We start from the raw sequence: 20,497 nt of genomic DNA, 5'->3' as shown, positions 1-20,497 counted from the left end.
CGAACAGGAGGCGATCCGATGGGGTTGCAGTTTATTTTAGGCAAGGAATCGGCGGACAAGAAACAAGCGATATATGAGCGGATTTCTAGAATTATGACGGCAGAGCCGGATGCTGAGGTATTCGTGCTGGTTCCGGAGCATGCGAAGTTCGAGGCGGAGATGTCGATCTTGGAAAAGCTTTGGCAATTCGAGGCTTTCCGCGGGCAGGACATGATGGGCTCGATGAATCTGCAGACGTTCAGTTTCAGCCGGTTGGCATGGTATTTGCTGAAGAAGTCGCCGATTTTCCAACAGCAGCAATTGTCGGAAGCCGGCCTCAGCATGCTGGTGCGGAAGATTTTGATGGAGAAGGAGCAGGATCTGATCCTTTTCCGCCGTGAAGCCAATAAAGAAGGCTTCATCAAGCAGCTGACTGATCTGTTTCTAGAGCTGCGCAGCGGCCGCATCGAAGAGGAAGACTTGCAGGGGATTTTGGCGAACCAAGCCGAATCCGGCAACGAGGCCGACTTCCAGCTGAAGCTGACGGAACTGAAGGAGCTTTACCATGCCTTCAATGAAGCGCTGCTGGACAAGTACCTCGAGAAGGAGGTCATCCTTGAGGCACTGGCCGGCGTCATCGAAACGCTGGACATGCAGAATACCTATGTCTTCATAGACGGTTTCTACCGATTCACGGCCCGCGAGCTGCAGATCGTCACGACGCTGCTGCGCTCCGCAAAACAAGTCACAATCACCCTGGCGCTGGACAAAGCTTACGTCGACGAACCGCCGGCCATGCATCAATTGTTCTATACGGCCGGCTCGACCTACCACACGCTCTATCATTTGGCGCGCAGCCTGCGCGTTCAGGTCATGAAGGACCACTGGGTTGCGAAGGACACGGACGGGTACAAGGATGCGCTTTTGGCCTTGGAAAATTATTGGATTGCATCCACCGATGCGACCGCCAACAAAGTCCAAGGCTCGTTCGAGCTGACTGCGGATCAGAAGGAAGCTATCCGGGTCTGGGGCTGCGAAACGAAACAGGCGGAAGTCTTCCATGTGGCCAATGAAATCAAAAAACTGGTCGCCGAAGACGGTTACCGCTACAAAGACATCCTGATTTTGGCGCGGACAGTTGAAGAGTACGAAACAATGGTGAAGCCGGTCTTCGACAAGGACGGGATGGACGTCTTTTATGATAAAGCTGACGCCATGAAGCACCATCCGTTCATGGACTTCATTGACGCGCTGTTCCGCATCCGCCGCCATCATTGGCGCTATCCGGACATTATGCGCTTGCTGCGCACGGAACTGTTGACGCCGGCCAACCATGAAAATCCGGCAAGCCTTGAGGAAACGGCGGCAGCCGTGCTGCATTTCCGCGAACAGGTCGATGTAATCGAGAACGTCCTGCTGGCATACGGCTATGAAGGCAACAGTTGGCTTTCGAAAGATGATTGGTATTTCGCGACATTCAGGGACGAAAATGGCAACAGCAACCAGAGTACCGAGGATAGACGGATGCAGGACACCTCCAATGAGGTCCGCAATTATCTGCGGGATCTGCTGCTGCCGTTCTTCCAGAAGATGGCGAAGGCCAAAACCGGCCGGGAAGCCGCAAGGAACCTGTACAATTTTCTGATTGCGGCCAAAGTCGACAAACAGATGCTTTTCTGGCGCGATGAAGCCTTGGCGCAGGGGGACCTGATCCAAGCAAGGCAGCAGGAACAGATTTGGAAAGTTTTCCTGAACCTGTTGGACGAATACGTCGAAATTCTGGGGGACAGCCCTTTCCGAGCGGCGGCTTTCCATGAAATACTTTTGACCGGTTTCCAGAACGCGACTTTCAGCCTGGTGCCGCCGAGCATCGATCAGGTTGTCTTCTCGAGTATCGAGGGGGCGCGCTTCGAGCCAGCGAAGGTGGTCTTCCTGATGGGGATGACCCAAGACCATTTGCCTGCACAGAAAGAGAATAAATCATTGCTGACGGAAGAGGACCGCGAGCGGCTCAGCGGTTCCTTGCATAATGAAGAGAAATATCTGCACCCGACGACCGCAGAATCGATGGCCGCCGAACCGTATGTGGCCTACCAGGCTTTCCTATCGGGGACGGAGAAGGTCATCTTCAGCTATCCGATGAGTGCGGACGACAGCAAGAAATCGCCGAAGATTTCGCCTTACGTGTCGCGCGTAGCCAATGCGCTGCAGATCCCTGTCGAAATCAAGCACCAGGACATCGCCGATGCGGAGGATACGACGGCCTTCCTCGGCAGCAAACAACAGAACATCAGCCAACTGGTCCATCTGCTGCGCCACCAACGCGCGACGAACGAGCCGGTGCCGACGCTGTGGAAATACATTTTGGCCTACATCTCCAAGGATCCGCAAGCCAAACGGATCATGCAGCAGGTCTTCGCCAGCCTCTGGCACAAGAATGTGCCGAGCAAGCTGACGGCGCCGGTCGCCGAGCAGCTCTACGGGAAAGACCTGTATCTGTCGGTCTCTCAGCTTGAGCGCTATTTCGAAGATCCGTACAGCCACTTCCTGCAATACGGCCTGAAGCTCAAGGAACGGGCGAAATACGAGCTGTCCGCTGCCGGCACAGGCGAATTTTTCCATGAAGCCTTGGAACAGATCGTCAACCAGCTGAAGAGCAGGCTCATCGATACCGCTGACCTGAGCGAGGAGACGGTCAAGCAGATTGCCGATGCTGTTCTGCAAAATATCTACGGGAACGACAAATATAAGATTCTGTCGACCTCCAACCGGATGGCCTTCATCCGCGACCAACTGGGCGAAACGATCCAGAAGATGGCTTGGGTCCTCAACCAGCACAGCCGTCGGACGGCGCTGAAGAACATCCGCACCGAAGCGGTCTTCGGGCAAATGGGCGGCGAACAGATGCTAGACGGGTTGGACATGCCGCTGAACAACGGCGGCACCCTGCATATCCGCGGGAAAATCGACAGGATCGATTTGGTCAATGCCGGGAAAGAGAATTACCTGACCATCCTCGACTACAAGTCGAGCGCGCACAGCTTCAATTTCTCCGACGCCTACTACGGCTTGGCGATGCAGATGATCACCTATCTGGATGTGGCTTTGCTGAACGCCGACAAGCTGCTGGCCGGGAAAACCTTGCCTGCAGGAGCTTTCTATCTGCACGTCAAGAACCCGTTCATCAAGCAGAACAGTTTCATGACGCTCGAGGATTACCAGAAGACGATCATCACCGATTACAAGCTGAAAGGGCTATTGCTGAACGATACGGCTGTTTTGGACACAATCGATCCGTCCGTCGAAAGCGGCAAGTCTTCGGAAATCTTCCCATTCAACAAACTCAAGGCCGGCAATCTGGGCAAAAAAGACGAATTGATTACGTTGGATGATTTCCACAATCTGATCGCCAAGAACCGGGCAAACATGGTGGAAGCCGGCGATAAGATCCTGTCCGGTGACCTGAAGCTTGATCCGATCAAGGAACGGCCATATACGCCGACAGTCAGCGGGCCTTACCGCGCCATCTCGCAGTTCGACAACACGTTGCCGGAGAACCGTTACCGCAAATACATCAAACTGAGCAAGGAAGATGTCCTTTCGAAGATCAAGGAAGAAATTGAAGGGCATGACGGGAACAATCAAGAATCCAACGAGGAAGGGGAGGAGCAATGATGACGGGCATACCGGCACGCACACCCAATGAAAAATTCACCGAAACGCAATGGCAATCGATCTACCAGACCGGGGACAACATCCTCGTCTCCGCCTCGGCAGGCTCAGGAAAAACGACGGTCCTGATTCAGCGCATCATCGAAAAAGTGAAGGGCGGGACGAACGTCGATGAGCTGCTTGTCGTCACCTTCACCGAATCGGCAGCCAAGGAAATGAAGGAGCGGATGACGGGAGCCATCCAGACCGCCATCAACGAAGCGCAGTCGCAGGAACAATACCTGCACCTGATCAAGCAGCTCTCGCTGATGCCGCAGGCGAACATCTCGACGATCCACGCCTTCTGCCTGAAGGTCATCCAGCGCTATTTCTATCTGATCGATCTGGATCCGGTCTTCCGCTTGTTGGCCGACACGATCGAAGTCGAGCTGCTGAAGGAGGACGTCTGGGAAGAGGTCAAGGAGGAACTCTACGGGGAGCCGGATACGCACTTCAAGAATCTGGCCAAGGCTTATTCGAAGGACCGCAGCGACGACGATCTGATGAAGCTGATCTTCTCGCTCTACGATTTTTCGCGCGCAAATCCCATTCCTTACCGCTGGCTGGATTCCTTGCCGTCTTTGTACAACACCGAAAACGGGTTGACGAACAGCGTGCTCTACCAGGAATTGCTGAAGCCGCAGTTGCTGAGCCTGATCGAAGGCATCCGCTACGACATCGAACAAGCGCGGCATCTGGCCGGGCAAGACGTGGAGACGGCTGCCCAGCGCGAAATTTTCGAAACGGAACAGGGCTATGCCGATCGCCTGTTGGAAGCTGTCCAGCAGGATGATTACGAATTGGCCTACACGATTGCGAACGAACAGCTGCAGTTTGCGCGTTGGCCGAGCAGCAAGAAGGCCGATCCGGATGAAGTGAAGGATCAAAAAGCGCTGCTGAAAGGCCTGCGCGACAAATACAAGAAGGATTTCGCCGCATTGAGCGCGCAGTACCTCAACCGGCCGCTTGCGGAACAGGAGGAAGTGCTGAAGGGCATCCATCCCTATGCCGAAGAGATGGCCCGGGTGACGAAACGCTTTTCCGAAGCCTATTGGGAACGGAAATTGGAAGACAATGTGCTTGATTTCAATGACCTTGAGCATCTGACACTGCAGATTCTGGCGCCGATCGCCGAGGACGGGGAGCGCAAGATGAGCGACGCGAGCGCTTATTACCGCAACAAATTCGCGGAAGTGCTGATCGACGAATACCAGGACGTGAACCAGCTGCAGGAAAGCATCCTCTATTGGGTGACGCGGCACCAGCCGGAAACCGAGAACCTGTTCATGGTTGGGGATGTCAAACAGTCCATCTACGCCTTCCGCTTGGCCGACCCGAGCCTTTTCCTGCGCAAATACGCGGCCTTTGCCGACAAAGACGGCGGGGAACGGATCATTCTGGCGGAAAACTTCCGTTCGCGCGCAGAGGTCATCCATTTCACGAATTTCGTCTTCGAGCAATTGATGGACGAAAAAGTCGGGCAGATGGATTACGATGAAGCCGCGAAGCTCCAAGCCGGCAACAAATCTTTCCCGGAGAGCGAGCGCAACCAGACAGAGCTGCTGATCTATCTGTCGGAGAATGCCGACAACGACGAGGAAGCCCTCACACCAGAGAATGATCTCGAAGCTGACCTGACGATCGACGATAAGACAGCCGGGGAGGTCACAATGGTGGCCCAGAAAATCAAGGCGCTGATCGATGAGAAGTTCCTGATTTACGACAAAAAGACCAAGGAAGAAAGGCCGCTTTCCTACCGCGACATCGTGCTGTTGACGCCGACGAAGAAGAACAACCTCGTCATCCTGGAGATCTTCAAGGATTTCCAGATACCGGTCATACTGAACGATACGGAAAGCTATTTCCAGCGCACCGAGGTTTCGATCATCCTGTCCTTGCTGAAGGTAATCGACAACCCGCGCCAGGATATCCCGCTAGCGGCAGTGCTGCGTTCGCCGATCGTCGGTTTGGACGAGAAACAACTGGCGCTGATCCGCATCCAGCAGAAGAACGGCGATTTTTACGAAGCCGCGCAGCATTTCATCAAAATCTGCGAAGCTTCTGAAATCGACCAGTCTGCGGAAATAAAGGATGCGCACAGCAAATTGGCGCTGTTCATGGGCCGCTTGCTCGAATGGCGCAACACGGCCAGACGGAGCAGCCTCGTTACGCTGATCTGGACCATCTACAACGACACCCACTTCCTGGATTATGTCGGCGGCATGGTCGCCGGCAAGCAGCGGACAGCCAATCTGCACGCACTCTATGAGCGGGCCAAGAAATACGAGGAAACGAACTACAAAGGGCTGTTCCAGTTCATCCGTTTCATCGAGAAGATCCAACAGCGCGACAAGGATTTGGCCGAGCCGACCTCCTTCAGCGACGATGAGGATGCCGTCAGAGTCATGACCATCCACGCCAGCAAAGGCCTGGAGTTCCCGGTCGTCTTCCTGATGGATCTGTCGAAACGGTTCAACCTGAGCGACACGCAAAGCAAATACATCTTCTCGGAGACGCACGGGCTCGGAACCGATTATTTCGACGTCCAACAACGGGTCCAGTATCCGTCCTTGGCGCGCCAAGCGTTGGCGATCGAAAAGAAAAAGAAATTGCTGGCTGAAGAGATGCGCAAACTCTATGTGGCTCTGACCCGCGCCGAGCAGAAACTGTTCCTGGTAGGATCATACAAATCCGAAGAGAAACTCTGGGCCGATTGGCAAGTGGCCGACGGAACAAGCGGGAAGCTGCTGCCGGATTACCTGCGCCTGCAGGCCGGTTCGATGATGAAATGGCTCGGCATGTGCCTGTACCGGCACGAGGATGCCGAGAACGACCATTTCCATAAGGAATACCGGGGCGAACTGACACATTATCCGGTGCATTTCAGCATCCAGACTTTCCGTGAGGAAGACTTGCTGTCCTACATCCCGGTCGCCATGGAGGAGATCAACGAATCGCAGTGGAAAGACGAAATCGAGCAGATGGCATCGGCGAAAGTCGAGGCGCATGAACATTCCCTGGCTGAGGAGATGAAGTTGGCCGTTGCCCTGATGGAGGCGAAATATCCCCACGAAGCGTCAACGACGACAACCAGCTACCAGTCCGTTTCGGAAATCAAGCGCCTGTTCGAGGATCCTGACGAAAGCCATATGCTGAAGCTGGATCTGTCCGACACGAAGAGGGTATCCCGCTATGTGGAGCCCGAATTCCCGCGTCCGCGCTTCATGCAAGAGACGGTGATGCCGAACAGCGCGGAAATCGGTACCGCGACGCATTTCGTGATGCAGTCCGTGGATCTGGAAAAGGAAATTACCGCAGCCTATGTGGCGCAACTGTTGCTTGAATTGGTAGGTGACGGGCTGCTGGAGACGGCTGTCGCTGAGAAGCTCGACGCGGAACAGATCGCGTTGTTTTTCCGGACGGAATTGGGGCAGGAAATCCAGGCGAATGCGGACAGGGTGAGACGGGAAATGCCGTTCTCGCTGCTGATCCCGGCCAGCCGGATATTCGCTGAGATGCCAGAAGACTCAACCGACAATCTGCTGATCCACGGTATCATCGACGGTTTCATCGAGTATGACGACCACATCGTCCTCTACGACTTCAAAACCGATTTCGTGGGCGATCAAGCTCCGGTATTGCCCGAGAACATCATCGACAAGTACCGCGGCCAGATGAACCTGTACAAGAAAGGCCTCGAGACCATCCGGCAGAAACCCGTCAGCGCGGCATACATTGCGCTGCTTTCGAACCATACGAATGTGGTTGTCTGAATACGGGGGTATGTTATTGAACGACAAATAGAAGGTGCAGCATCCTTGGTTTTCGCCAAGCGTGCTGCACCTTTTTCGATAGCACGCTGTGTGGGGTGGGGTGCGGGGGTGCGAATTGTCAAATGTTTTCCATACATTCGACAACTTCGTCTCGCTGGAGGGTTAGATTGTCGAATGCCTTCCAACATTAGACAATTTCACCTTACATAGTAAAAAAATTGTCGAATATCCTGCCTACGTTCGACAATTTCGACACTTATCGGTACCCAGGGCGTTACCGGCAACAAAAATAAGGTGCAGCACCCCTTGGTTTCCGTCAAGGGATGCTGCACCTTTTGCTGTTACTTGTAGATATCTTTCCGGTGGCCTATTTCAAGAACTAAGATAGTGATTGTATCATCATTGATGTCTGCAATCAGACGGTAATCACCAATCCGATAACGCCATTCACCGGAATGATTCGCGACAAGTCCTTTTCCGTGTTGTCTGGGATTCTCCGTATCCACCAGATTCTTTTTGATCCAAGATAAAATGATTTGCGCTTGATAACGATCCATTTTCTTCAATGTCTTTTGAGCGCTGCTTTCAAATTCTACTTTAAATGCCACCATCAGAAATCTAATTCCTTCATCATTTCATCGAAAGAAAGAACTTGAGGGTTCTCGATGTGTTGTTTCATGGCGACATGGTAAAGGTCTAGGTCAATTTCATCTTCGATTTTTTCTAATACTGCATTCCTGAAGAGAGCAGAAATCGTAATGTTTTTGGCTTTCGCATATTCCTTGATTAATTTTTCTTCTTCTTCATCCATGCGTAATGATATCGTGCTCATGATAATCACTCCTTTGTATGTACATTGTATTACAAATGCGGCTATTGTTCAAATGTTTTGAAAGCCCATTGGGGATATTTGCCAACCTGGTGAAAAGCAGGCTGTGGAACGGCACATTTCGTAAGCTTCCGCTTTCGTTTCTTTCGGGATTATGGTACTTTTAGGGTGATGAAGTAAAAGGAGGCATCTGGATGAAACGAATAGACCGAATCTACGAGTATATAAAAATCCGCTCGCAGGAGTGTACAGAAGCTGCTTTTGAGCAGGGGAACGAAGGCGTGACGACTCAGGAAGTTGTGACGGAGCTTCAGATCATACGGCCCAATGCAAGCAGCGACTTAAATGAGCTCGTGCGTCAGGGAAAACTAATCAAATCCTTTGGACGACCGGTCAGATATGCGGATCACTCTTTGAAATGGAATAAGCAACCGCAAAAAAAGGTGCATACATATAAAGAAGACCAGCCCAAACCAACCTCAAGGCCAACCAGTGAAACGCGCGGCCCTGCTTCTGACATTTCTCGTGTTCCCGCAACCCGGGAAGGAAAGCATGCGGGCAACCGTGAAACAAATAATGAGGTGTTTGCGAATGTAATCGGTTCAAATGACAGTATGCGGACTCAAGTTGATCAGGCAAAGGCGGCGATCCTCTATCCTCCTAAAGGGTTAAGCTGCTTGATCACTGGACCGACAGGAAGCGGGAAAACCTTTTTTGTTCATGCGATGTTTCGTTTCGCGCAAGCAAATCAAGTTTTCGCAGCTGATAAGGAACTGGTTGTATTCAATTGTGCCGACTATGCGCACAATCCTGAGTTATTGATGGCCCATTTGTTCGGATACCGCAAGGGTGCTTTTACAGGAGCGACAGAAACGACGGACGGATTGATCCAACGGGCAGACGGCGGCATGCTCTTTATGGACGAAGTGCACCGCCTGCCGCCTGAAGGGCAAGAAATGATTTTTTATCTACTGGATCACGGCACTTATAATCGATTAGGCGAAACCGATAAAGCCAATAAAGTCAATGTCCGTCTTGTTTGTGCTACGACGGAAGATCCCGCTTCCAGTTTGCTTCAGACCTTTGTGCGACGCATTCCGATCGTCATTAAATTACCGCAATTTTCAGAACGTCCGATTGCGGAACAGCTGGATTTGTTGAAGCGGATGGTCTCGATCGAAGCCAATCGAATCCAAAAAAGCATCCACGTGAAACAGGATGCAGTGAAGGCATTGATTGGCAGCGTAACCTACGGAAATGTCGGGCAGCTGAAATCGAATGTCCAGCTTGTTTGTGCGCGGGCCTTTTTGAAATATATGAATTCAGATGAAATATCGATTACGTTGGATGAGCTGACCCCAGAGATCCAAAACGGTCTGATGAATCTGGCGAATAATCATCGTGAGCGCTTGAATGAACTCACTCGGATACTGGAGCCCGTGCTGAAGGTGGTGCCGAATGAAGGAGCGGAAAGCCAACTGATCAGCGATTCCTATGAGCTTCCTTATAATCTGTATGAAATCATCGGAAATAAGGCCGCACTTCTGCGTGAAGAAGGGCTTGATAAGGAATCTATCAACCATTACATTACGACCGACATCAATGTCCATCTGAAGTCTTTTTATCGTGATACGGGTTTGACCTTTGACACGGAGAAAAAACTTTCGGAAATCATTGATCAACGCATTATTCGCTTTGCAAAGAGTATGTTTGAGTATGCCCAAGATCATTTGGATTATCACTTCCAACGGAATTTCGTCTATGCGATGAGTCTGCATATCAGTTCGTTTTTAAAACGGATCCAATTAGGCGAAAACAGCCGGACGCTCCATGCAAGCATCAAAAATATGGTGGAAGATTATCCCCAAGAGTTTACGGTCGCTAAATGGATGAAACAAGAGCTGCAAAAAGAATACAGCATCAACATCCCTGAGGTGGAGACCTATTATCTGACTTTGCTGCTGGTTTCATTAAAGCAAGACAAGGTCACAGGTAGAGTGGGTGTTGTGATTGCCGCCCATGGCAGGAGTACAGCAACGAGCATGGCCGAGGTTGTGACGACACTGTTGGGGGTCGACAATATTCGCGCTGTAGATATGCCTCTTGAGATGAAGCCCCAAGTGGCCCTCGAAAAAATTATTCATTGTGTCCAAGAAATCGATCGAGGGAGCGGAGTCATTTTGTTGGTCGATATGGGCTCGCTGGCGACTTTTTCCGAAAAAATCACCGAAAAAACAGGAATTGAAGTCAAAACGATCGACATGGTCACAACGCCAATCGTTTTGGAAACGGTACGCAAGACAGATCTTGTTGAAACGACACTTGATGAAATTTATCGGTCGCTCCAATCTTTCCGTGGTTATGCAGGCAGCAGCGTGACCACCAGAGAAGAGAACGGGCACACCTTGAAGCGCAAAAAGGCAATCATTGCGATCTGCGCTTCGGGTGAAGGAACCGCGCAAAAGATGAAGGAGATCATCGACAAGCATTTAGAGAAATATTTTGATGTGGAAATCGAGGTACTGCCGATTTCGGTAATCGAAATGGATGAGCAATTGGCAAACTTGCAACAGGAGTATGAAATCCTGGCGACAACAGGAATCGTCAAACCAAAAATCGATGCCGTTTACATTCCAATGGAACATTTCTTCAACGGAGATGCCGAAAAAGTATTGGACTATTTAGTGGAAGAGGCCGAATCCTATGATGATAGCGAGTTGACATTGGAAAAGGCGAAGCAGATATGCGTGGAATACATGACGCAAAGCTTTACTTTCTTGAATCCGCAAAAGCTGATCGAACCTTTGTGGAAGTTTAGTTCTTCCTTATTGAAGAATGAAGAAAATTATTCCCAAGCAATCAATCTTCTGATGCACCTCGCGGGAATGTTTGAGCGGTCCTTGCGCCAAGATACATTGATTGCACCGCTTGAAGAACTGGAAATGACCGAACAGTCCGATACATTTAAGCAGCTGGAACAATCCTTAAATCTCCTCAGCAGCACTTTTCAAATTGAAATGCCGAAAGATGAAGTATACTATCTACAACAATTGTTGGCTTATCAAGAATAACGATACAGTATCGCATACACTAACAAAAAATAACAATCGATACACTAAGACACTAAGTGTTTTAGTGTATTTTTTTAGCTTTTTTATCCGAAGAAACGGGCCATACACTAAGTTGGCACGCTTTTTGCATATAGTATAGTGTCTGGTAAATGGCCTGCTAAGCTATTTATCCAAACAGTCATAAAATATATTCAATAGGAGGTATACAAATGGTAGGAATTATCCTAGCAAGTCACGGGAATTTCGCTGAAGGCATTCTGCAATCCGCTTCGATGATTTTCGGCGAACAAGAAAATGTCAAAGCAGTGACCTTGGCGCCTAGCGAAGGTCCGGACGATGTCAAAGCAAAGATGCAAGAGGCCATCGCGTCCTTTGACAACCCAGAGGAAGTGTTGTTCTTAGTCGACTTATGGGGCGGAACACCGTTCAATCAAGCCAACAGTCTTTTTGAAGCACATAAAGACACATGGGCGATTATTGCCGGAATGAACCTTCCAATGGTCATCGAAGCGTACGCTGCACGCCTAAGCAGTGACTCGGCACAAAAGATTGCCGCACAAATTCTTCCAGCAGCGAAGGATGGCGTAAGAGCTAAGCCAGAAAGTTTAGAGCCAAAGAAAGTGGAAGCGGCTTCTAAGGGGCAACAACCAAAAGGCAACCTTCCTGTAGGGACAGTCGTTGGTGATGGAAAAATCAAGTTAGCTTTAGTTCGATTGGATTCACGATTGCTTCATGGACAAGTAGCAACAACGTGGGCGAAATCAGCTGGAACAAATCGGATCATCGTGGTTTCGGATGATGTCTCAAGAGATGAATTGCGGAAAAACCTGATCGTGCAAGCAGCACCGCCAGGAGTCAAAGCCAATGTGATTCCAATCAAAAAAATGATTGAGATTGCGAAAGATCCTCGTTTTGGGAACACCCATGCCCTCTTGCTTTTTGAAAATGTGCAAGATGTCGTTCGGGTAATTGAAGGCGGCGTGAAGATTGAGGAGTTGAATGTTGGATCAATGGCTCACTCAGTCGGCAAGGTTGTCGTGAATAAGGTCTTGTCAATGGGGCCTGAAGATGTGAAAGCATTTGAAGCATTGAAAGCAAAAGGTGTTAAATTTGATGTCCGGAAAGTTCCGAATGATTCATCGGAAAAAATGGATGCGTTGCTGAAAAAAGCTAAAGAAGAATTAGCTAAGGCATAACAAGAAAAGAGGAGGTATATTATGTCAGTCGTTTCAATTATTCTAGTCATCATCGTGGCATTCTTTGCCGGGATGGAAGGCATTTTAGATGAATTCCAATTCCATCAACCGCTCGTTGCATGTACACTTATCGGACTTGTCACAGGTAATCTTGAAGCTGGTATTATTCTTGGCGGATCATTACAAATGATCGCATTAGGTTGGGCAAATATCGGAGCAGCTGTAGCCCCTGACGCGGCACTTGCTTCTGTTGCATCGGCAATTATTTTAGTTTTGGGTGGTCAAGGCGTAAATGGCGTATCTTCCGCTATCGCTATTGCGATTCCTCTGGCTGTAGCTGGATTAGTCTTGACGATGTTTGTTCGTACACTCGCTGTTCCGATCGTTCATTTGATGGACGCAGCTGCAGAACAAGGCGACTATCGCAAGATTGAATGGCTTCAAATTGGGGCTATTGCCATGCAAGGTTTGCGTATCGCAATTCCTGCTGCAATGCTTCTGTTCATCCCTGCAGACGCTGTCCGTTCTGGGTTGGAAGCAATGCCGGGTTGGTTGACTGATGGAATGGCAATCGGTGGCGGTATGGTCGTAGCCGTTGGTTATGCAATGGTAATCAATATGATGGCTACTAAAGAAGTATGGCCATTCTTCATCATTGGTTTCGTCGTTGCCGCTGTATCTCAATTGACGTTGATCGCATTAGGAGCCCTAGGTGTTGCAATGGCCTTGATCTACTTGAACCTTTCTAAAATGGGCGGTTCCGGTAATGGCGGTTCTGGCAATACTGGCGATCCACTTGATTCTATTCTCAACGACTATTAGGAAAGGAGACTGCAAACATGACACAAAATACGGTAGCAAAAAAATTCGTATTAACTAAAAAAGATCGATTAGCGGTTGCTTGGCGTTCCACCTTCATTCAAGGATCATGGAACTATGAACGGATGCAAAACGGTGGCTGGGCTTTCGCAATGATTCCAGCAATCAAGAAACTTTATCCAGAAAAAGAAGATCGCGTCCTAGCATTGAAACGCCACTTGGAATTCTTCAATACACATCCATATGTGGCATCTCCAGTATTAGGAGTAACGCTGGCTCTGGAAGAAGAACGCGCAAACGGAGCTCCAGTAGATGATGTTACGATTCAAGGTGTGAAGGTCGGGATGATGGGACCTCTTGCCGGTGTTGGTGACCCTGTGTTCTGGTTTACAGTTCGTCCAATTCTGGGGGCTTTAGGTGCATCCTTGGCCTTAACAGGAAATATCTTAGGACCTATCTTATTCTTTGTTGCATGGAACGCTATCCGTTGGGGATTCATGTGGTACACCCAAGAATTCGGTTATAAAGCTGGATCAAAAATCACTGAGGATTTGTCTGGCGGAATACTGCAAGATTTGACAAAAGGAGCTTCCATTCTTGGGATGTTCGTATTGGCTGCCTTGGTGCAACGTTGGGTATCCATCTCGTTTGCTCCAACCGTTTCTTCAGTGAAACTTTCAGAAGGCGCATTTATCGATTGGGAAAACTTGCCGAGTGGCACTGCCGGTATCCAGCAAGCTTTGACACAGTACACTTCAGGTTTGTCACTGACTGACACAAAAGTCACTACCCTGCAGAACAACCTGGATCAATTGATACCTGGATTGGCAGCATTGCTGTTGACATTCCTATGCATGTGGTTACTGAAGAAGAAAGTTTCTCCAATCGTGATCATTCTTGGTTTGTTCGTTGTCGGTATCGGCGGACGCTTGATCGGATTGCTATAATTTTCGGATGCATCAAAAATGACGATTATGAGGCTCAGGCAAACAGGCCTGAGCCTTGTTTTTCTTGTAAAAAGTAAAGAGTATATATTATACTCAAACCAGACGAAATGAGAGAGGGGCATATGCAATGGTTGAATCCCTGAATACAAAGGTTGATATGGCAGTGGATGGTACTTCTTATATGGGTTTGACAGACTATGGGAAAATTATGATCGGAGATAAAGCGTTTGAATTTTACCATCATCGTGATCCGCGAAAATTCATTCAAATCCCTTGGGAAGAGGTCGACTATGTCTTGGCATCCGTGATGTTCAAAGGAAAGTGGATTCCCCGCTTTGCGCTTCAAACAAAAAAAGACGGTACGTATACTTTTTCAGCAAAAAATCCCAAAGACGTGCTACGTGCGATCCGGCTCTATGTAAGTCCAGATCACATGGTTCAATCATTGGGTTTCTTCGATGTTTTGAAGAATGCCTTCAAGCACATGTTCAAAAAGAAAGCATCCTGAATAGCAGCGGGAATTTGAGATGCATATGTTTGGCGGTTGCTGGAAGAGCGTGTTAAGGAGGTTTTGAAGTGGCAATGGATATTCGATTAGTCCGAATCGACGATCGTTTGATTCATGGGCAGGTGGCAACCGTGTGGACAAAGCAAAGTAAAGCAGAGCGGATTATTGTCATCAGTGATGAGGTGGCGCAGGATCATCTGCGAAAGACGCTCTTGCGTCAGGTCGCTCCACCAGGTGTAAAGGTCAATGTGATTCCAGTAGAAAAGTTTATCGAAATTTACTTTGATGATACGCTCAATCAATTCCGCGCGATGCTCTTGTTTACGAATCCTACCGATATCGCACGAATCGTGCAAAGGGGCGTTCAAATTGATTCCGTCAATATCGGCAGCATGAGCTATTCGGATGGTAAGAAGATGATCACAAACGCAGTAGCGGTCGACAAACGTGATATTCAGGCTTTTGAGTACTTGAACTATAAGGGCATCCACTTGGATATTAGGAAGGTCGTCGCTGACAATAAAGTAGATCTCATGCAAGTGCTGAAAAAAGAAGGCTTAGTATAGGCGCTCATTAAAAGAAGGCACGAAGCGAATAGAACAGCTTTGTGCTTTTTTAGGTACAGTAACCTTGAGGTGATGGAATGTTAAAAGAAGCGTGTGTAGAAAATTTTACGAACGTCCCAGGTGTCATTGAACGTGGGGCCAAACGGATTGAACTTTGTGACAACTTGGCAGTAGGGGGAACGACACCAAGCATTGGCGTCATCAAAATTGCCACGGAGTATTGTTCCGACAAAGATGTATCCATCATCGTGATACTGCGACCACGAGGCGGAGATTTTGTCTACTCTATAACGGAAAAAGCCATCATGATGCGGGATTTGGAAGAAATAATCGGCTTGCATTCCAATGGTATAGCGGTAGGAGCATTAACCGCAGCTGACGAATTGGATAAACCATTTTTGGAAGAAATCGCCAAGCTAGCCATCGATAATGGGATTGAACTTGTTTTCCATATGGCATTTGATCAAATACCGGAAGATAAGCAAAAAGACGCATTGTTGTGGTTGAAAGAAATTGGTTTTACACGGATTTTGACGCATGGCGGTCCAACCGAAAACACGATTTTCGATAATGCAGCGCATATTGCCGAACTTGCGGAAATCAGTCCAGACATGACGGTCATGCCGGGTGGCGGCATCACGAAAGACAATCTGGCAGACCTTGAAAAAGTTTTGGCATTCACCGAAGTACATGGGACACGAATTGTGTAGGAATCCAGATTAATGAATGGCGACAAAAAGCTCGACCGGAAAAATTTCCCGGCCGAGCTTTTCGTTAGGCTCTTGTTAGTAAGTGTAGTTATTCAGCGCATTCCACAACAGGAACTCGTTGACGCCGGCATCATACAGTGCCTGCACTTGGGCATCGACTTGTTCTTTGCCGTAGGTTTGGTAGAACCCGGAACCCAGGTAAGAAGCGGTGAAGTCCTGCAGCCATGGTCGGCTGATCGGCGGTGTCTCGAGTGTTGCAAGCAACTCGTTTTCGACCTTCATGTATTCAGCAACCAGTTCATACGGATACAGATCCGGCTTGTAGATGCCGAAGTAATCGGTGCCCCAGTGGCTCGGGTAGATCATCGAGGAGATGACATCGACATTTTCGGAAATCTGCGGGAAGTTCTGGCCGATGCCGGATGCTTCGACGACAGAGGCTGTATAGCCGAAGATATCAACGGATACATCCACGCCATAAGGCATCAGTTTCTCTTTCGCATAAGCGGTGAAGTCGGTGATGGCTTGTACACGTTTTTGGTCGTTGGTCATTTCCAAGTCGGCGTAGTCGCCCATGTCATAATTCAATGTGTCTCCCCAAACTTCGAAGCCTTCCGGGAAGCGGACATAGTCGAACTGGACTTCCTTGAATCCGACTTTAGCGGCTTCGATGCCGACATTGACTGCATAATCCCAAGTCTTCTTCAGGAACGGGTTGATGAACGATTCGCCGTTGGAAGCGACCCAGACAGAGCCATCGCTTTCGGTGAAGGACATTTCCGGCTGTTCGTTGGCCAACAGAGTGTCCTTGAAGGTCACGATGCGGGCGATCGGATAGATTTGTTTCTCTTCCATCACGTCCATCAGCTCTTCAATATCCGGGATGTACTCTTCCGTGTTTTCCTGGATGTGGGTGTCATCGGATTTGAAATCCGCAGTCACGACGCCCATGTCGTCCTTGATGTCGATGACCATCGCGTTCAGGTCGGTCGAATCGACGTAATCGACCAATTTGTTGAATTTTTCTTCATAGCCGACCGAGTAGGCTGTCACATAGATGCCTTTGACGCCGTCAGCCGGATAAGCGATTTCGACGCCGCTGTCGTAGAAAAATTTCTTCGGCAGTTCCTTGGCGGTAGGGGTCTTCAAAAGGGCACCTTGGCGCAGCGTCAGCGTGCTTGTAGTAGTGGCTGCTGTTGTTTCTGCAGTGGCGTTTTCGCTTGCAGCAGTGCTCTCGGTTTCGCTGGCCAAAGCTACTGTCGTTCCGGATAGGAAAAACAATAAACTGGCGGCAGCGAGTGTCTGTTTAAAATAGGTCATCATTACATTTCCTCCCGTTCAGGTGATTCGATCACGTTCGGATCCACGATTGTGATATCTTTCGCGCGCAAGCCGTCGATGATGGCGGCGATTGCATCGTTTGTCCAGGGGCGATCGTGCATCAGCAAGTTCGCGCCGTCTCCCAGGTATTGCGAGTTCACCATGACATCGGCTAAAGCAGTGCCTTCCATGTATTCTTCCACCCAGTCATAGCCGTAGGTCCAGTTCATGATCGTCATGCCTTCTGCTGCGGCGATTGCTATGGTGTCGTCATTGTACTGTCCGTAAGGGGCACGCAGGAAGCGCGGACGCTCACCGGTGATCTCTTCGATCAGGTCGTTTGTCGATTTGATTTCTTCCAGTTGCTCATCGTAGGTCAAAGATTGGAAATCAGGATGCGAATAAGAATGGTTGCCGATTTCGAAGCCCATGTCATAGACGGTCTTGATGTCTTCTCGCGCCTGTTCGTTCGTCAGGAATTGTCCCATCACGAAGAAAATAGCGTTGGCATCCTTCGATTTGACGGTCTTGGCAATTTCCACTGTGTAGCTGTTCGGTTGTTGCGGCGCATCGTCGAAAGTCAGCAAAGCGACTTGCGTGTTGCCGTCCTCAGCAATCGGCTGGACTGTGGAAATCTCCGGATTGATTTGATATTCATAGCTGACGGGCTCAGCTTTTTTTGCTGGCTTTTCGGCAGCGGCGGTTTCTGAGGATTCCGCAGCACCGGCAGCAGAGTCTGTTTCTGTACTTTCTTCCTTGCCGATTGCGGCGATGGCTGCTTCCAATTCAACCAATTGTGCATCCAAAGTCGTCAAATTCTCAGCGACGGGGGAGAGGTTTGCTTGGTTTGTTTCGGCAGTCAGGTTGATCGCTTCGATGCCCGCAAAGAATGTGTCAAAAGTGGAATCATCTGCTCCAAAACCAGTCAACAGTTCTTCCTCCTGATCCAAGCTGTCTCTATAGGCAGCCAGGTAAGCCAATGAATTTTCGCTGAACAAATCCAGCGTTTCACCGATCGCCTGCATCTGATCCAGCGGCAAGGTTTCTTCGTCGAATGCAACGAAGTCGGTTTTAGTCTCGGCCAATCCTTCCAAAGCGCTTTCAATTGAATCGACTAAAGTGCGGCGATCTTCAAGGTTGCTGAATACGGCAGCGGAGCCGTCTTTGAAAGTCTTTAATTCTTCATCGCTTGCCAATGATTCATCGAATGTTTTCTGTAACGCAGTCTCCAACTGTTGCAGCTCATTCAACTGGGCAACAATTTCGGTTTCCTCGGTTTTGATCTGGGTGATTGTCTCTGACGCTTCCTTAACTTGATCTGCGCAGGCTGACAATACCAGAGCACCGGCAAAAACTAATGCAATCTTCTTACCTCTCAACATAAACAAGCTCCTTTATTACGTGATATATAACAATACAAGCTTCATTATACCGAAAATGGCGCTTGATTATCAAGGTTGAACGCAATATCTTCAGAAAATTGTTAAATTTACATTAAAACGATAGTCGCGGCAATTATGATCGATGCACCAACAAACGGAAATGCCGGAATCAATGACTATACAATTCGAAAAATTAGTTTACAATAGATAGAGGCAAAAGGAACGTAAAAAACGTTAATTTCAGAATAAGTGAGGCTGTCGGATGATTATCTATTATATAATGGCCATCTTGCTGTTGGTCCTGGACCAGTGGAGCAAAATTGCCATCGTAAATAATTTTGCATTACATGAAGTAAAAGAAGTTATACCGGGTATCTTGTCCTTGTTCTATATCCAGAACGAAGGTGCTGCCTGGGGTATTTTTGAAGGAAGAATGTTCTTTTTCTTCATCATCACAGTGGTCGTCGTGGGTGCGATGGTCTATAATGCGCATAAGCAGGGATTCGACAAAAAAATCGTGGGCATCAGCTATGCTTTTCTTTTGAGTGGTGCTCTCGGCAATTTCATCGATCGGATGCGGTTGGGATATGTGGTGGATATGTTCCGTCTGGACTTCATCGATTTTCCGATTTTTAATGTGGCGGATGTCTGTTTGACGATAGGCGTCATCCTGATGACGATCTATATCCTTTTCATGGAAGAGGAAGAAGTAAAAAGAAGTAAAAATAAGTAAAAAAAATAAGCTAAAGTAAAGTGGGATTCAGAAGATGACAGAAAAAATTGTTTTTAATATTGATGGTCAAACCGGCAGGATCGATAAGATTTTGGCGGATTTCATGACCGGCACGAGCCGTTCGCAGATTCAGGCATGGATCAAAGACGGCAATCTGATGGTGAACGACAAAGCCGTCAAATCGAATTATAAGGTCCAAGATGGGGATCTTCTGGAATTGACGATTCCGGAACCGGAACAAATCAATGTCACACCGGAGGACATTGACTTGGATGTCATCTACGAAGACGATGCGCTGTTGGTCGTCAATAAGCCATCAGGGATGGTTGTCCATCCATCCAAAGGTCATCTTTCCGGCACCTTGGTCAATGGCTTGTTGTTCCACGTAAACTCGCTATCCGACGGCACGGCCAATATCCGTCCTGGGATCGTTCACCGCATTGATATGGATACATCCGGCTTATTGGTCGTCGCGAAGACGAACGAAGCGCACCAGAAATTGGCCGAGCAGCTGGAGAACCATACGATGGAACGGGCCTATCTTGCTTTGGTCCATGGCGTGATACCGCATGAAGATGGCACCATCGATGCGCCGATCGCCCGGATGATGATTGACCGCAAAAAACGCACAGTCGCTGACGGCGGCAAAAAGGCAGTGACGCATTTTGAGGTCATCGAGCGTTTCCGTGATTTCACTTTGCTGAAGCTGCGCCTTGAAACCGGCCGGACTCACCAAATCCGCGTCCACATGAAATACATTGGCCATCCAGTAGCTGGAGACCCTATGTACGGACCTGCTGAAACGCTAAGCGGTCACGGCCAATATTTGCATGCGGCCACTTTGGGCTTCATCCACCCGACAACGGGTGAGAAAATGCACTTCGAAGCGCCTTTGCCTGATTTCTACAGCGAAAAACTGGCGGAACTGCGCAAAAACTGATTGACAGCAACGG

At 49.0% G+C, this 20,497-nt stretch carries 15 protein-coding genes; 11 read left to right on the top strand and 4 right to left on the bottom strand.

The features are described from left to right. Nucleotides 1-18: 18 nt before the first annotated feature. Together BM184_RS03395 and addA are read left to right on the top strand one after the other, a co-directional pair. Entirely contained in the window at nt 19-3,654 is a 3,636-nt protein-coding gene (locus BM184_RS03395) for a PD-(D/E)XK nuclease family protein (RefSeq protein ID WP_086941452.1), read from the top strand. After that, the gene (gene addA / locus BM184_RS03390) at nt 3,651-7,463 is read left to right on the top strand and encodes a helicase-exonuclease AddAB subunit AddA (protein ID WP_322787146.1); all 3,813 of its coding nucleotides are present in this window, start codon (nt 3,651-3,653) and stop codon (nt 7,461-7,463) included. Before BM184_RS03395 ends, addA begins: the two co-directional genes overlap by 4 nt. A gap of 341 nt (nt 7,464-7,804) precedes the next feature. Here addA and BM184_RS03385 read toward each other — a convergent pair whose 3' ends face one another. Continuing rightward, nucleotides 7,805-8,074 (bottom strand): type II toxin-antitoxin system RelE family toxin, encoded by a 270-nt coding sequence (locus tag BM184_RS03385; protein ID WP_086941450.1) that lies wholly within the window; start codon nt 8,072-8,074, stop codon nt 7,805-7,807. Then, complete coding sequence (gene relB / locus BM184_RS03380) at nt 8,074-8,295, bottom strand: type II toxin-antitoxin system RelB family antitoxin (protein WP_086941449.1); 222 nt, start codon at nt 8,293-8,295, stop codon at nt 8,074-8,076. The genes BM184_RS03385 and relB overlap by 1 nt, the downstream gene beginning before the upstream one ends. Before the next feature lie 191 nt (nt 8,296-8,486). On the opposite strand from relB, the gene BM184_RS03375 reads away from it, so the two are divergent. The 7 genes from BM184_RS03375 to BM184_RS03345 all read left to right on the top strand — a co-directional run bounded on the left by BM184_RS03375 (nt 8,487) and on the right by BM184_RS03345 (nt 16,109). After that, nucleotides 8,487-11,363, top strand: a complete 2,877-nt coding sequence (locus BM184_RS03375) for a sigma 54-interacting transcriptional regulator (RefSeq protein ID WP_086941448.1) — start codon at nt 8,487-8,489, stop codon at nt 11,361-11,363. 209 nt (nt 11,364-11,572) lie between these two features. Then, entirely contained in the window at nt 11,573-12,559 is a 987-nt protein-coding gene (locus tag BM184_RS03370; protein WP_086941447.1) for a mannose/fructose/sorbose PTS transporter subunit IIA, read from the top strand. Between the two features lie 21 nt (nt 12,560-12,580). Continuing rightward, nucleotides 12,581-13,381, top strand: coding sequence for a PTS mannose/fructose/sorbose transporter subunit IIC (locus BM184_RS03365; protein WP_086941446.1), 801 nt, complete (start codon nt 12,581-12,583; stop codon nt 13,379-13,381). A 17-nt stretch (nt 13,382-13,398) separates the two neighbouring features. Beyond that, entirely contained in the window at nt 13,399-14,325 is a 927-nt protein-coding gene (locus BM184_RS03360) for a PTS system mannose/fructose/sorbose family transporter subunit IID (RefSeq protein WP_086941445.1), read from the top strand. A 127-nt stretch (nt 14,326-14,452) separates the two neighbouring features. Then, nucleotides 14,453-14,833, top strand: coding sequence for a DUF956 family protein (locus BM184_RS03355; RefSeq protein ID WP_086941444.1), 381 nt, complete (start codon nt 14,453-14,455; stop codon nt 14,831-14,833). Between the two features lie 68 nt (nt 14,834-14,901). Further along, nucleotides 14,902-15,399: a mannose/fructose/sorbose PTS transporter subunit IIB gene (locus BM184_RS03350; protein WP_177208521.1), complete on the top strand. Its 498-nt coding sequence runs from the start codon at nt 14,902-14,904 to the stop codon at nt 15,397-15,399. 77 nt (nt 15,400-15,476) lie between these two features. Next, complete coding sequence (locus BM184_RS03345; protein WP_086941443.1) at nt 15,477-16,109, top strand: copper homeostasis protein CutC; 633 nt, start codon at nt 15,477-15,479, stop codon at nt 16,107-16,109. A 75-nt stretch (nt 16,110-16,184) separates the two neighbouring features. Here the strand turns inward: BM184_RS03345 and BM184_RS03340 are convergent, their stop codons facing one another. After that, nucleotides 16,185-17,432, bottom strand: coding sequence for a putative glycoside hydrolase (locus tag BM184_RS03340; RefSeq protein ID WP_245830503.1), 1,248 nt, complete (start codon nt 17,430-17,432; stop codon nt 16,185-16,187). Beyond that, nucleotides 17,432-18,811 (bottom strand): polysaccharide deacetylase family protein, encoded by a 1,380-nt coding sequence (locus BM184_RS03335; RefSeq protein ID WP_086941442.1) that lies wholly within the window; start codon nt 18,809-18,811, stop codon nt 17,432-17,434. Before BM184_RS03335 ends, BM184_RS03340 begins: the two co-directional genes overlap by 1 nt. A 262-nt stretch (nt 18,812-19,073) precedes the next feature. On the opposite strand from BM184_RS03335, the gene lspA reads away from it, so the two are divergent. Together lspA and BM184_RS03325 are read left to right on the top strand one after the other, a co-directional pair. Beyond that, entirely contained in the window at nt 19,074-19,544 is a 471-nt protein-coding gene (lspA, locus tag BM184_RS03330; protein ID WP_086941441.1) for a signal peptidase II, read from the top strand. Nucleotides 19,545-19,578: 34 nt separating this feature from the next. Next, nucleotides 19,579-20,484: an RluA family pseudouridine synthase gene (locus BM184_RS03325; protein ID WP_086941440.1), complete on the top strand. Its 906-nt coding sequence runs from the start codon at nt 19,579-19,581 to the stop codon at nt 20,482-20,484. Nucleotides 20,485-20,497: the final 13 nt, after the last annotated feature.

It is taken from the genome of Trichococcus pasteurii (genome assembly GCF_900112935.1).
Classification (GTDB): Bacteria; Bacillota; Bacilli; order Lactobacillales; family Aerococcaceae; genus Trichococcus; species Trichococcus pasteurii.
The sequence above is the reverse complement of the archived record's forward strand: the minus strand, read 5'-3'. Positions and strand labels throughout refer to the sequence as shown.